The sequence below is a fragment of the Nocardia grenadensis genome (genome assembly GCF_050942415.1).
Classification (GTDB): Bacteria; Actinomycetota; Actinomycetes; order Mycobacteriales; family Mycobacteriaceae; genus Nocardia; species Nocardia grenadensis.
Genome location: NZ_CP192054.1, coordinates 110,418 through 123,803, shown reverse-complemented (window position 1 = coordinate 123,803; position 13,386 = coordinate 110,418). Strand labels below are relative to the sequence as shown.

At 67.9% G+C, this 13,386-nt stretch carries 10 protein-coding genes; 6 read left to right on the top strand and 4 right to left on the bottom strand.

The genetic code is table 11. The features are described from left to right. Positions 1–53: 53 nt before the first annotated feature. The 3 genes from ACQPYS_RS00555 to ACQPYS_RS00545 form a co-directional block, all read right to left on the bottom strand. The gene (locus ACQPYS_RS00555) at positions 54–728 is read right to left on the bottom strand and encodes a hypothetical protein (RefSeq protein ID WP_433491432.1); all 675 of its coding nucleotides are present in this window, start codon (positions 726–728) and stop codon (positions 54–56) included. 138 nt (positions 729–866) lie between these two features. Next, positions 867–1,640 (bottom strand): MerR family transcriptional regulator, encoded by a 774-nt coding sequence (locus ACQPYS_RS00550; protein WP_433491431.1) that lies wholly within the window; start codon positions 1,638–1,640, stop codon positions 867–869. Positions 1,641–1,727: 87 nt separating this feature from the next. Next, positions 1,728–3,182, bottom strand: a complete 1,455-nt coding sequence (locus ACQPYS_RS00545) for a SpoIID/LytB domain-containing protein (protein WP_431939514.1) — start codon at positions 3,180–3,182, stop codon at positions 1,728–1,730. Positions 3,183–3,591: 409 nt separating this feature from the next. On the opposite strand from ACQPYS_RS00545, the gene ACQPYS_RS00540 reads away from it, so the two are divergent. Beyond that, positions 3,592–5,817, top strand: coding sequence for an N-acetylmuramoyl-L-alanine amidase (locus ACQPYS_RS00540; protein WP_433491430.1), 2,226 nt, complete (start codon positions 3,592–3,594; stop codon positions 5,815–5,817). Positions 5,818–5,903: 86 nt separating this feature from the next. On the opposite strand, the gene ACQPYS_RS00535 is transcribed toward ACQPYS_RS00540, so the two are convergent. Further along, positions 5,904–6,752 (bottom strand): Cof-type HAD-IIB family hydrolase, encoded by an 849-nt coding sequence (locus ACQPYS_RS00535; protein ID WP_063040575.1) that lies wholly within the window; start codon positions 6,750–6,752, stop codon positions 5,904–5,906. Positions 6,753–6,883: 131 nt separating this feature from the next. Between ACQPYS_RS00535 and ACQPYS_RS00530 the strand changes: the two genes are divergently transcribed. The 5 genes from ACQPYS_RS00530 (at position 6,884) to ACQPYS_RS00510 (ending at position 13,360) form a co-directional block, all read left to right on the top strand. After that, a complete protein-coding gene (locus ACQPYS_RS00530) occupies positions 6,884–7,861 on the top strand; it encodes an ABC transporter permease (protein ID WP_063040699.1) in 978 nt (325 codons plus the stop codon). A 214-nt stretch (positions 7,862–8,075) separates the two neighbouring features. Next, complete coding sequence (locus ACQPYS_RS00525; protein ID WP_063040697.1) at positions 8,076–9,041, top strand: ABC transporter permease; 966 nt, start codon at positions 8,076–8,078, stop codon at positions 9,039–9,041. Further along, on the top strand, positions 9,038–10,945 hold the full coding sequence (locus ACQPYS_RS00520; RefSeq protein ID WP_433491429.1) for an ABC transporter ATP-binding protein: 1,908 nt from the start codon (positions 9,038–9,040) through the stop codon (positions 10,943–10,945). Before ACQPYS_RS00525 ends, ACQPYS_RS00520 begins: the two co-directional genes overlap by 4 nt. A gap of 43 nt (positions 10,946–10,988) precedes the next feature. Next, positions 10,989–12,662 (top strand): ABC transporter family substrate-binding protein, encoded by a 1,674-nt coding sequence (locus tag ACQPYS_RS00515; RefSeq protein WP_433491428.1) that lies wholly within the window; start codon positions 10,989–10,991, stop codon positions 12,660–12,662. Continuing rightward, on the top strand, positions 12,659–13,360 hold the full coding sequence (locus ACQPYS_RS00510) for a hypothetical protein (RefSeq protein WP_433491427.1): 702 nt from the start codon (positions 12,659–12,661) through the stop codon (positions 13,358–13,360). Before ACQPYS_RS00515 ends, ACQPYS_RS00510 begins: the two co-directional genes overlap by 4 nt. Positions 13,361–13,386: the final 26 nt, after the last annotated feature.

The following is a 13,386-nucleotide window of genomic DNA, read 5'->3' as shown; positions in this document are numbered from 1 at the left end:
GGGGCCGGTGCGAACCGGCCCCGGCGCGGGAAAACCGCCGTTCACCGGCGCCATCAGCGGTAACCGTGCGGGGCGACCCCGTAGGCACCGACCGGAACGGGTACGCGGGCGGCCTCGATCCACCGCTTGGTGGGGGCGATGGCGGCCAGCACGAGGGTGAGCACCGCGAAGAGCGGAGCGCTGAGAACGCTGATCCCGACACCGACGGTGACCACACCGACCACGACGACGGTGAGCACGATGGCGAGCACGCAGCCGAGGATGACCATCACTCGTCCGGAATTGCTGCGACGCAGCAGCAGGATGCCGCCGATCAGGAGCAGCAGAGCCAGGGCGCTGTAGGCGATGCCGAGCACCACACCGGTTCCCGCGAGGTCGAAATCGAAATCGATATCGGTACCGCCGGAACTCGAACTCGAACTGCTGCGACGGCGGGCGCCGGTGGCCAGGACGGCGCCGCTGGTGAGCGAACTCTCGGAGGTGGCCGAGGCCAGCACGAACATCCCGAAGGCGGACAACGCGCCGGCGACTCCGCCCAGCAGCGCGAGAATCCCGGCGGTGATGCCGGTCCCCCCACTCGGGGGCGCCTGGTATCCGTAGGTGCCGGCGAACTGCGGTCCCGGCGCGTACCCCATCTGATGGCCGGGCGGGGCCGGGTAGGCGGGTGGCGGCGAATACGGCGCCGACGGAAAAGGCTGCGGCGGCGGCTGACCATACGGATAATTCACGGGACCTCCCCCTCGTCACGGTTTCCGGCACTGTACCCGCGCATCGCCGGTGACCGGCGGTCCGCCGATTCCCCGTAAATGTGAAACACGCTTACCCGCACACGTATTCGTGTGCGGGTAAGCGGCGGGGGGCCGTCGCTATTCGAGATTGTTCTCGGCGTAGATACGCATCGCGTCCCGGATCAGTTCCGCTGTGCCTTCGGCGTGCACGTCGTAGTTGGCCCCGAAACGTACGTCGGCGACATACATTTCACCCAGACCCGTGAATTCCCGCGCGCCGGGACGACGGCCCTGCCGGCCGCCGGTCACCCATTCGTAGTGCCGCGCGGTGATCTCCTGGACCTCGGCGCTATCCGGGGCGCGCCCGGCTTTACGCGCCCGCCCGAAGGCCGCGGCGATATCGAGCTGCGCCTGCTGGAACGCCTGCTTCTCCGCGGCGCTCAGCGAACGCCACCAGCGGTCGCCGCCCTCGTAGGCGTCCTTGCCCCAGCGTTCGACGACCTCCTCCTTGTACTGCGTGTGATCGAATTCCTCGAAGACTTCCGCCGCCACGAGTCGTTCACCTCTCTCCAACTTGTCCAATGTGGTGTGTACCGACACGATCCGGCGGCCGATCCGGTCCTGTTCCTGCCGCAGCAGGTCCAGCTGGGCACGCAGCGCAGTGATCGCGTCACGCTCCCCGGCGAGGATCTCGCCGATCACCGGCAGGCCCACGCCGAGTTCACGTAGCAGCAGGATCCGCTGCAGCCGGACCAGCGAGCGCTCGTCGTAGTAGCGGTAGCCGTTCACGCCGATCCGGCTGGGCGGCAACAGCCCCAGCTGCCCGTAGTGGCGCAGGGTGCGGCTGGTGGTACCGGCCGCTTTCGCCAGATCCTGGATGGACCATTCGTCGTTGCGGGAACCCGCGCCCACGACCTTCACCTCTTCCGTTCCGCGTCGGTGTCACCAGCCTGCAAGTTGACGCAGCGTAAAGGTCAAGCCGTCCGGCTCGGGCGGCGGCTAGAACACCTCGGTGGTCTCTATTCTCGTCGGGATCCGCTGGGCCCCGGGTACGGCTGCGGGCCGGTCGCCGTCGAGCGTGCCGGACCCGGCGGGCCGGGTGTCGAACTCCGGAGTGCTGTCCGGCACGGCGCGGCCGGCAGGCAGCCGACCGGGAATCGTCGCCGCCTCGGAATCGGCCGCGCCCGGCCCGAAACCGCCGGATTCGCTGTCGGCGGGCGCCACGCCGCCGGCTTCGGCACTACCGGCTCCCTCGGTGAGACCGGGTACCAGCTGCATCAGCGTGTCGAAGTCGACCACCTGCGCGCCCAGGTCGGTGGTGTAGACGATGACGCCGTTCTCGTACAGCCGATACTTGCCGGCGTCCTCGGGCAGGGACAGTTCCGGGGTGACGGGCAATCCGAGCGCGCCCTGCATACCGCCCATTTCGGCGTAGGCGGTATCGATCGGCGAGGGGGTCGCGCCCGGTGCGACGCCCGGGAGCGTGCCCTCCGGGGAGACCGGGAGCGAGCCTTCCGGGGTACGCGGTACCGGAGCACCCGATTTCGAGCCTTCCGGCGAGGTCTCGTTCCACGGCTCGGGGGTTCCCGGAGCGGCGCCCTCCGGCAGCGTGTTCACCGGAGGTGGCAGCGGCATCGGTGTGGTGACCGTGAGTTCGGCGGGTGTAGGCCCGACCTCGAAAGTCTGGATATCGGCCGGCGATCCGCCGTCCGGGGCGGCGGAGTACTCGGCGCGCAGGATCCGCCCGTCGCGCAGCAGTACCCGGCCGGTCGTGGCCTCCACCGCGGCGGTGGTGCGCGGGTCCTCCTGAGCGGTGCCGCTGTAGACCTGACAGTCGGTGGTATCGCAGGTCTGCGCGTAGGGCCAGCGGGTTTCGGCGAGCGCGTAGGACCGGGCGGCGACCGCTTGGGCTTCCAGGGCGGCGGGCGCCCAGTCCGGCGGCATCTCGGCCGGGACCACCCCGAGCAGATAGTCCTGGATTTCCACCCGGTTGACGGTTCGGGTCTCCCCGTTCTCGGCGGCCACCCCCAGCGACCCGCGATAGGCGCCGCCGCCGCACAGCGTCAGATGTTCCGCCGCCGGGCGGTTCGGGTTGGGGTCGATCGGATAGACCCACGGATCCTGGATCGGGTTCTCCCACAGGACCGGTCCGGCACAGCCCTGGGTGACCACCGCGTGTGCGCCGCCGTCGGCCAACGGTGTGAGCCGGACGGCCTCACCCGCCTGCAGTTCCTGTCCGGCGAGCCGCATACCGGCGGCGGAGGTGACGACGAGATCGGCACCGTCCTGTTCTTGCAGCCGGACCGATACCGAGGCCGGTCCGATGGTGCCGAACTCGGCGCCCGGATAGTAGTGGGCGAGGATCTGATCGACGTTCTGCCCGTTGTCGGCGTTCTGCAGTGCCCCGTGCTGGCTCAGTCCGCGCCCGTGCCCCGGACCTGCCTCGGCAAGCATCCGGTACACCTCTCCGGCGCCGGGCACCAGCAGCGCCCCGCCGATGGCCAGAGCCGTCGCGCCGCAGGCTAGTAATGGGCCTGGACGAATCCGCCGACCTCTCATCGACTGTGGCAAAACCGCAACTACCAGCGTGTTACCCAGACGCCCTGAGACTTTCGGCCGAGTCATGTTGTTTCGATATGACATACGAGCACTCCCATCGTCAGCCCGGACGCTTTCGACTCGGTACGACGTCGGCATGTCGTTTCGACCGGCCACGCTCCGGGAGCTACATTCGAGCGAACAGGAAAGCCTCAACCTCAGGTTTAGATTTGTGACGAATGTGGCTAGTGTGGTCCGTGGGACTGAAGTTCGCAAGCATGACTTGCTCACCGATCACTGGTTGCAACCCTGATTGGAGAAGCTCGTGCCCTACCGCAAACCGAAGCGTTCCTGTGTACTGCCGGTTGTCGCGCTAGTAGCGGTAGCGGGCCCGATCCTGCTGCCCATGGTCACCGACCTGGGCAGATCGACCGATCAGATCGAACTGACCGCGGTACCGCCCCAGCTCACCGAACTCGCGCTGCGCAGCGCCCCCGATACCGTGCTGCCGCTGGGTGAACTGACCGGACTCGACCTGCCGGACCTGCGCCTGGGCGATCTGCAGGCACTCGGCGCACCCGGCATCACCCCGAACGGTACGACCACACCCACCGAACCGAGCCGCCGGCTGCCGGAGCGGCAGCCCGGCCCGGGTTTCGTGACCGAAGGCGGGCCACCACCCGCGGACACGCCCGCGCTCACACCCGGCGTCATTCCGCCGGAATTCATGGACGCGGTCGGCGCGCAGGTCAAAGAACTGAACCGGGAACAGCCTTTCAGCATGATCGCGCTGACCGCTCCGGACCTGGCGAACACCACCGTCATGATCCGGGCCAAACAGCCCGACGGCGGCTGGGGCCAGTGGTATGAGGCCAACCCGATCGACGGCGCCGCCGGCGTGGCGGCCGGCGGGCCCACCGGCACCGACCCCATCTACGTCGGCAACACCACCTCGGTGCAGGTGCTCGTAACCCGGAAACCGCAGCAGCACGGGGGTGATCCGCTCGGCCGGACCCCCGCCGCGGCGGGCGGGCCGCAGCAGCCGCCCGACCTCACCGCCGTCCTCATCGATCCCGGCCGCGGCGCGGTCGACGATCAACTCCAGGACATCGCCGCCGCACTGCCCGGCGGCGGCCCCCGGGTCATCACCCGCAACCAGTGGGGCGCCGACGAATCGATCCGCTGCCAGGAGCCCACCTACGACGACGGGCTGGGCGGAATCACCGTCCACCACACGGCCGGCCGCAACGATTACAGCAAATCCGAATCGGCCGGGATCGTCCGCGCCATCTACGCCTACCATTCGCAGACGCTGGGTTGGTGCGATATGGGATACAACGCACTGGTCGACAAGTATGGGCAGATCTTCGAGGGCCGCTACGGGGGTCTGGACAAGCCGGTGCAGGGCGCGCACGCGGGTGGTTTCAACGAGAACACCTCCGGTGTCGCGATCATGGGCGACTACCAGGTCGAACGGCCCACCGACGCCTCGATCGAGGCCACCGGCAAGTTCATCGGCTGGCGTGCCCGGATCGCCGGACTCGATCCCAAGGGCCAGACCACCATGTATTCAGAGGGCACCGAGTTCACCCCGTACGCACAGGGTGAGGAAGTGCATCTGCCGGTGGTCTTCGCGCACCGCGACGTGGGCAACACCAGCTGCCCCGGCGATGCCGCCTACGGGCAGATGGACCGGATCCGCACGATCGCCGCCGGTGAAGCGGGGGCGACCCGGTCGTCGACCCCGCGCAGCCAGGCCTCCCGCTCGGATCTGGCCGCGCTGGCCGATCTCACCGCCAAGCTGCTGACCATGGTGAACGACAATGTGATCGCGAAGTACTGGGTCGCCAAGGGCGGTCCGGACGGGCCACTCGGCCAGGCCGCTTCCGAACCGTTGCCCGCGGCCCAGGGCCAGCAGTACGCGAAATTCGTGAACGGATACGTCTACACCGCACCGGACGGTCAGGTGCACGAGGTCGTGGGCAAGGTCCTGGATCGCTTTCTGGAACTCGGCGCCGACGCCGGTGCGCTCGGTCTGCCGCTCACCGATGCCTACCCGGTCCCCGAGGGGCTGCGCACCGACTTCCAGAACGGCTCCCTGATCCTGAACCAGGTGGCCGATATCGTCACCACCGTCTGGAAGACCTACAACGACACCTACCAGCAGCAATTGCAGGGCAAAGGCGCACAACCCGGCACCGCACCGCACGCAACACCCGGCGCGAGCCCGGCACCGCAGGTGGCGGGCCCGGTTCCGCAGGTCGCGGCACCGCCCGCACCCGTCGCCGCACCGGCCGAGGAACAGTCACCGGTACCGCAGGTCACGGGCCCGGTTCCGGAGGCCGCGGCACCGCCCGCACCCGTCGCCGCACCGGCCGAGGAACAGTCACCGGTACCGCAGTCCGCGCCGCCGCCCGCCGCCCCGGCCGACCCGGCAGCCGCTGCTCAGGACGGCCCACCGCCGGCCGAAGCGGGGCCGGAACCCGCCGCCGAGGCCGGTCCGGCACCTCCGCCGGAGCCCGCTGCGCCGCCGCCCCCACCGGCCGCCTGACCTCCGCGTACCGACCGCGCCGGATCGTGCCCCGCACGATCCGGCGCGGTCGTTTTCGCACAGGTGGTCCGGCGATTCCGCCGCGGCTATCCCTCCCCCGGCCACCAGCGTTCGAGGACCTGCGCGACACCGTCCTCGCTGTTGCTCCCGGTGATCTCGTCGGCGGCCGCGAGTGCCTCCGGGTGGGCGTGCCCCATCGCGACCCCCCGCCCGACCATGCGCAACATCGGGATGTCGTTGGGCATATCGCCGAACGCGACCATATCCGCGGGGTCGACTCCGAGCCGCTCGCCCAGAGTCCGCAGCCCCGACGCCTTGGTGACACCGAGCGCGGAGATCTCGATCAGGCCGTGTTCGGTGGAGTAGGTGATATCCGCGCGGTCGCCGATATGGGCGGCCAGCGTCACCGCCATATCGCCGCTGCGGGCACCGGGTAGCCGGATCAGCATTTTGATCGCCGGGGAGTCGATGACCTCGTCGCGGGCCACGGCGGTGTCGTCGGGATTGAGCCAGGCGTGCTCGTACTGCGGTGAACTCACGAATTGCGGGGTGGCCGCGTCGTGCGCGCTCGCGCCGATCCGCTCGGCCGCCAGCCCGCATCCGGGCAGTACCTTCTCCGCGATATCGGCAATCCAGCCGAGAGTTTCCACATCCAGTACCGAGGCCCCGAGCACCTTGTCGGTTTCGGCGTCGTAGAGCACGGCGCCGTTGCCGCATACGCACAGCGGTGCGAAACCGAGCCCGGCCACCACCGGGGCGATCCAGCGCGGCGGACGACCGGTGGCCAGCACGAACGGCACTCCGTCGGCGATCAGTGCCGCCACCGCGGCCCGGGTCCGCGCCGAAACCCGCTCGTAGGGATCGATCAGGGTGCCGTCCACATCGGAGGCCACCAATTCCGGTCGGGTCTGCCGCGTTGCGCTCACCCGTCCCATTCTGCTGGGTCGGCCGCGACACCCCGGCGGGCGTACCCGTTCGCGGGGCGAACACGCAGCAGGCCGTCCGTCGCGCATCCCGGAAGATCGCTCCCTATGATCAGGGGCTACACCTGATATCGAGGGGAATGATGGCCGGCTTTCTGCTACGACGGGCGCTCAATTACGTCGTGCTGCTGCTCTTGGCGTCCTTTCTCACCTTCAGCCTCGCTTCGCTGACCTTCCGGCCACTGGACAGCCTGGAACAGCGCAATCCGCGACCGCCGCAGTCGGTGATCGACGCCAAGGCCGAGGAACTGCATCTGAACGAGCCGATTCCGCAGCGCTATGTCACCTGGGTGACGGGCGCGGTGCACGGCGATTTCGGTAAGACGCTCGGCGGGCAGCCGGTGAGCGAGGAACTGGGCCGCCGGATCGGGGTCAGTCTGCGGTTGCTGATTCTCGGTTCGATCATCGGCACAGTGCTGGGCGTCCTCATCGGGGCGGCCGGCGCGATCCGCCAGTACAGATTCAGTGACTATTTCACGACCGTCATATCCCTGCTGATCCTGTCGACCCCGGTGTTCCTGCTGGCGACACTGTTGAAATTCGGTGCGCTCGAGATCAACTCGGCCACCGGAACGCAGATCTTCCTCTACACCGGCGAAACGTCGGCGACCAGTATCGAGGGGTTCGGCGCCCAGCTGGTCGACCGCCTGCAACATCTGGTGCTGCCCACCCTGGCCCTGGCCCTGGGCGGGATGGCCGGATACAGCCGCTATCAGCGCAATGCCATGCTCGACGTGCTGCAGAGCGATTTCATCCGGACCGCCCGGGCCAAAGGTCTCACCCGCAACCGGGCACTCTACAAACACGGCCTGCGGACCGCGCTCATTCCGATGGCGACGCTGTTCGCCTACAGCCTCGGCGGACTGATCACCGGTGCCACCTTCACCGAGAAGATCTTCGGCTGGCACGGGGTTGGGGAATGGCTGGTCGATTCGATCAACGCCCAGGACATCTACGTGGTCGCCACGGTGACCGCCTTCGCCGGGCTGGTGGTGCTGGTGTCGGGCCTGCTCTCCGATATCGTCTACGCGATTCTCGACCCCCGGGTGCGGGTGGGATGAGCGGGTCAGGCCCGGAGGCGGCAGCGAAGCATAACCACGCAGGGCCCCCCGATCATCCCCGAAAACACAGCATGAACGGGTCAGGCCCGCAGGCGGCAGCGAAGCATAACCACGCAGGGCCGCCGCCCCGCTCATGCCCGAAGACACAGCATGAGCGGATGAGCGAGCACAACCACCGACGTCCCCGCGAATCCCCCGAGGGCACAGCGTGAGCATCAACGAAACCGAGATCCTGGTCCAGGGCGCGCCCGAACCAGCCGCCTCCGGTCGGCGCAAACTCATCCTGCGCCGTTTCCTGCGCAACAAACCCGCGCTGGTCGGCGCCGCGGTGCTGGTCCTGATGTTCCTGGCCAGTTTCGTCCTGCCGTCGTTCCTGCCCTACGACTATCAGGACATCGACTACACCGCTCTGCTCGAACCGCCGAGCCCCCAGCATCCCTTCGGTACCACCGAGATCGGCCAGGACGTACTGGCCCAGACCCTGCGCGGGCTACAGAAATCGCTGATCATCGGCCTGTGCGTGGCGGTGTTCTCCACCACCATCGCCGCCGTTACCGGCGCGGTGGCCGGGCTGCTAGGCGGCTGGACCGACCGCACCATCATGTGGGTGGTCGATCTGCTGCTGGTGGTACCGAGTTTCATCATCGTGGCCCTGTTCGCGCCGCGTACCAAGGGCAGCGGTTCGATCCTGCTGCTGATCATCCTGCTCAGTGTGTTCGGCTGGATGATCAGCGCGCGGATCGTACGCGGCCTGACCATGAGCCTGCGCGAACGCGAATTCGTCCGGGCCGCCCGCTATATGGGTGCCCCGACCCGGACGATCATCCTCACCCATATCGTGCCGAATATCGCCTCGATCCTGATCATCGACACCACGCTCACCGTCGGCGCCTCGATCATGGCCGAAACCGGGCTCAGCTTCCTCGGTTTCGGGGTGCAGCCGCCGGATGTGTCGCTGGGCACGCTGATCGCGAACGGCACCAGTTCCGCCATGACCTATCCGTGGCTGTTCCTCTTCGCGGGTGGTCTGCTGATCATCACCGTGCTGTGCGCGAACCTGGTCGGCGACGGCTTGCGCGACGCCTTCGACCCCGGCGCGAAACGCGCCCGGTCCCGGCCGTCACGCAAGGCGCGCAAGGCGGCGGAGAAGTCCCGGCAGGCGGAGGAAGCGCGGACATGACCGGAGAGACCACGACGGTGCGATCGGCAACGGACCGGGCCGTGCCCGGTGCATCCGGCGCGGGCCAGGGCCGCGCGCCCCTGCTGGAGGTATCGGATCTGCGCGTCTCGTTCCCCAGCGAAGAAGGCCGCGTCGACGCGGTCCGGGGGGTGGACTACACGGTCACCGACGGCGAGGTCCTCGCGATCGTCGGTGAATCCGGGTCCGGGAAATCGGTGTCCTCCCTCGCGGTGATGGGTCTGCTGCCCGAACAGGCCCGGGTCACCGGCTCGATCCGGTTGCGCGGGCGGGAACTGCTCGGCCTCGGTGACCGGGAACTGTCGAAACTGCGCGGCAGCGCGGTGAGCATGGTGTTCCAGGACCCGCTCTCCGCGCTCACCCCGGTGTACCGGGTGGGCGATCAGGTCGCCGAAGCGCTGCTCGCGCACGGGAATATGAGCAAGGCCGAGGCGGCGAAACGCGCGGTCGAACTGCTCGATCTGGTCGGTATCCCCGATCCGGAGTTGCGTGCGAAGGCCTTCCCGCACGAATTCTCCGGCGGTATGCGCCAGCGGGTGGTCATCGCCATGGCGATCGCCAACGATCCGGCGCTCATCATCTGCGACGAACCGACCACCGCACTCGATGTGACAGTGCAGAAGCAGATCCTGAACCTGCTGCGCAAAGCCCGCGATATCACCGGCGCGGGCGTCGTCATGATCACCCACGATATGGGTATCGCGGCCACCCTCGCCGATCGTGTGGCCGTGATGTACGCGGGCCGGATCGTGGAAACCGCGACCACCGCGCAGGTTTTCCGGAGCCCCCGGATGCCCTACACCGTAGGTCTGCTCGGCTCGATCCCGCGTATGGACGGACCGCCGCGCGCACCGCTGATCCCCATCGTCGGCGCGCCTCCGGCCATGCACGCACTGCCGCACGGGTGTTCGTTCGCGCCACGCTGCCCGGTCGCGATCGAGAGCTGCCGCGCCGCGGAACCACCGCTGGCCGAGGCCGCTCCGGGCCATCGCGTGGCGTGCATCCGGACGGACGAGGTCGATTCGCCGGCGCTGTTCGACGCCTACCGCCGCGAGATCGGGGAACCGGCGGTGCCCCCCGCGACCGATCCGCAGCCGGTGCTGAAGGTGACGGATCTGGTCAAAACCTTCCCCATCACCTCCGGGGTGATCCTGCGTCGCCGCAAGGGCGAGGTTCGCGCCGTGGACGGGATCGGTTTCGAGGTCCGCGCCGGACGCACTCTGGCCCTGGTCGGTGAATCCGGGTCGGGTAAATCCACCACGCTCACCCAGATCCTGGACATGGTGAAACCGCAGGCCGGAACCATCGAGATCATGGGCCGCGATACCGCCACCCTCAACTCCGCGCAGCGTCGTGAACTGCGACGCAAACTGCAGATCGTCTTCCAGGACCCCACGGCCTCGCTGGATCCGCGACTACCGGTTTCCGATATCGTCTCCCAGCCGATGCGCATCGCGAAGCGGCCGAAATCCGAGATCGCCCAGCGCGTACCGGACCTCCTGCGGCAGGTGGGCCTGCGGCCCGAACATGCCGACCGCTATCCGGGCGATTTCTCCGGCGGCCAGAAGCAGCGCATCTGTATCGCCCGGGCGCTGGCCCTGGACCCCGAATTGCTGGTGCTCGACGAGCCGGTGTCGTCCCTGGATGTCTCGATCCAGGCGGGTGTACTCAATCTGCTGCGCGACCTGCAGGCCGAACGGGGTCTCTCCTATCTTTTCGTCTCCCACGACCTCTCGGTGGTGCGCAATCTGGCCCACGATATCGCGGTGATGTACCGGGGCAAGATCGTCGAAGCGGGACCGGCGGAACAGATCTTCGGCGATCCGGGACACGAATACACACGATCACTGATCGAGGCCGTGCCCGTACCCGTGGTAGAGGGTTGACGGACGTGTTCTCCGGACCCACCGGCAGGAAGGAAGAACGGCCATGAGGATTCGATCAATGCGGAGGCTGGCGGTACCGCTGTGCACCGTAGCCCTGCTCGCGGCCGGTTGTGGGGCCAGCGATTCGGGAGCACCCGAGGGCGCGGTCGCCGAACTGGGCACAGTCAACGACATCAACCCGCATGATGTGAGCGAACTGCGCGACGGCGGGAATCTGCGCTTGGCCGCCACGTCCTATCCGGAGCAGTGGAACCCGATGCAGATCGATTCCGACGGTGAGTCGGCGAGCATCATGCGCCCGATGATGCCGCGTGCGTTCGCCACCGACGCGGCCGGGAGCATCTCGGTCAACACCGATTTCTTCACCAGCGTCGAACTCACGAACTCCGAACCGCAACAGGTGACGTACACCATCAACCCCAAGGCGGTGTGGTCGGACGGCTCCCCCATCACCTGGGAGGACATCGCTTCCCAGGCAAATGCCATGAGCGGCCGGGATCCGAAGTTCCTCATCGGGAACACCAATGGATTCGACCGGATCGAGAAGGTCGAACGCGGCACCGACGACCGCCAGGCGATCCTCACTTTCGAAAACCATTACGCGGATTGGGCCGGTCAGTTCTCCGGTAACTCCATGCTGCTGCCGAAGGAGGCCACGGCGACGCCGGAGGCGTTCAACGAGGCCTGGCGCAACGCACCCGGCAAGACCTCGGGCCCGTTCGTCATCCAGTCCACCGATCGCGGTCAGGGCCGGATCGTGCTCGGCCGCAATCCGAAATGGTGGGGCGCGACCCCGAAACTCGACACCATCACTTTCAGTGTGCTGTCGAGCGAAGCCATGGTGCCGGCACTGGCCAACAACGAGATCGACGCCATCGGCCTGGCCACCCGCGACGATATGCAGACCGCCCGCAATACCCCCGGGGTGGCGATCCGGCGCGCTCCTGGTAACAGCTGGTCGCATCTGACCTTCAACGGCGCCCCGGGGTCGCTGCTGGAGGATCCGAAACTGCGGGTCGCCATCATCAAGGCGATCGATCGCGCCGGTATCGCCAAGGCAATGCAGAACGGCCTGGTCAACGACCCGAAGCCGCTGAACAACCACATCTTCATCCAGGGCCAGAAAGGCTACCAGGACAACAGCCTGCCCTTCGACCCCGAGGCCGCGAAGCAGGAACTCGACGCCCTGGGCTGGACGCTGAACGGGGAGGTCCGGGAGAAGGACGGCCGCAAACTGGTGATCCGCGATGTCATGTACAACGACAAGACCTGGGTGCAGGTCGCGCAGATCATCCAGCAGAACCTTCGACAGGTGGGGATCGAACTCGCCATCGAGACCAAACCCGGCAGTGGCTTCTTCACCGACAACATCCAGCCCGGCAATTTCGATGTGGGCCAGTGGGTGTGGTCCGGCGATGCCTTCCCGCTGAGCAGCATCCCGCAGATCTGGGGCTACTACCCCGATAATCTGCAGGGCAACTACGGCCGCATCGGTTCGCCCGAACTGAACGACCTCATCGAGAAGACACTGACCGAGCTGGACCCGCAGAAGGCCATCGAACTGGCCAATCAGGTCGACCAGGCGGTCTGGGCCGAGGGTCATTCGATCCCGCTGGTGCAGTCGGCCGGCAACGTCGGTGTCCGCGACAACCTCGCCAACTACGGCGCCGCGGGACTGGCTTCCCTGGACTACACGAAAATCGGTTTCCTGAAGTGAGCTCCCGGATAGGCCATCCGCTGGCCTATCCGCTGTGCGTGACCATCGGCGCCCTCGCGGTACTCACCGCGTGGGCGCCGTTCGCCGATCCGGACCAGCTCAGCGGGCTGGCGGTGGTCGGCGTGGGGGTTGTGGGGTACAGCGGGTACCGGTTCGCGGTGGCGCTGGGGGTGGTCGGCTACCGAGCCGAGGGCGCCACGACAGTGGCGGTGCGGCGGGTGAGACAGGAATATCAGCTGGTCAGCCGTTCCTGGCTGGAGTTGCGTGGCGGCGGTGACGAGCGTTGGCTGCCCGTGTACTTCACGCCGGAGCTGATCGGTTTCACCGGTGGTACGGCCTTGCTGAGCGGACGGCAGATCGTGCTGCGGCCAGAGTTCGGCGGCACCGGGCCGCCCGGTGGACCGCGGCGCGAGTTCCGGGTGCTCCCGGCCGGCCGGGCCCGGGAGACCGAACCGCCCGGCCGCCTGGTCGACAATCCGACGCGGGTGGACCCGGAATCGCAGACCCGGGCGGCCACCACCGCCAAGACCACCCGCCGCTTGCTGCTGGACGCCCAGTCGGCGGTCGCCGCCCCATTCGTCGCCCTGTTGTGGCTGTATGTGATGGGTGGCGGGACCGGGGCGTTCATTGCCGCCCTGTGTGTGGCGGCCGCGACCGGGACCTGGCTCGGCGCCATCCGCGGGTCGGACCCGAGCTGACCCCTGCGCAATCGCCGGAACTCCGA

What these genes read in the sequence shown, in the direction of transcription:
- ACQPYS_RS00545 (WP_431939514.1), bottom strand. Translation starts at nt 3,182, where the DNA reads ATGCTTGCCGAGGCAGGTCCGGGGCACGGGCGCGGACTGAGCCAGCAC.
- ACQPYS_RS00535 (WP_063040575.1), bottom strand. Translation starts at nt 6,752, where the DNA reads ATGGGACGGGTGAGCGCAACGCGGCAGACCCGACCGGAATTGGTGGCC.
- ACQPYS_RS00530 (WP_063040699.1), top strand. Translation starts at nt 6,884, where the DNA reads ATGGCCGGCTTTCTGCTACGACGGGCGCTCAATTACGTCGTGCTGCTG.
- ACQPYS_RS00520 (WP_433491429.1), top strand. Translation starts at nt 9,038, where the DNA reads ATGACCGGAGAGACCACGACGGTGCGATCGGCAACGGACCGGGCCGTG.
- ACQPYS_RS00515 (WP_433491428.1), top strand. Translation starts at nt 10,989, where the DNA reads ATGAGGATTCGATCAATGCGGAGGCTGGCGGTACCGCTGTGCACCGTA.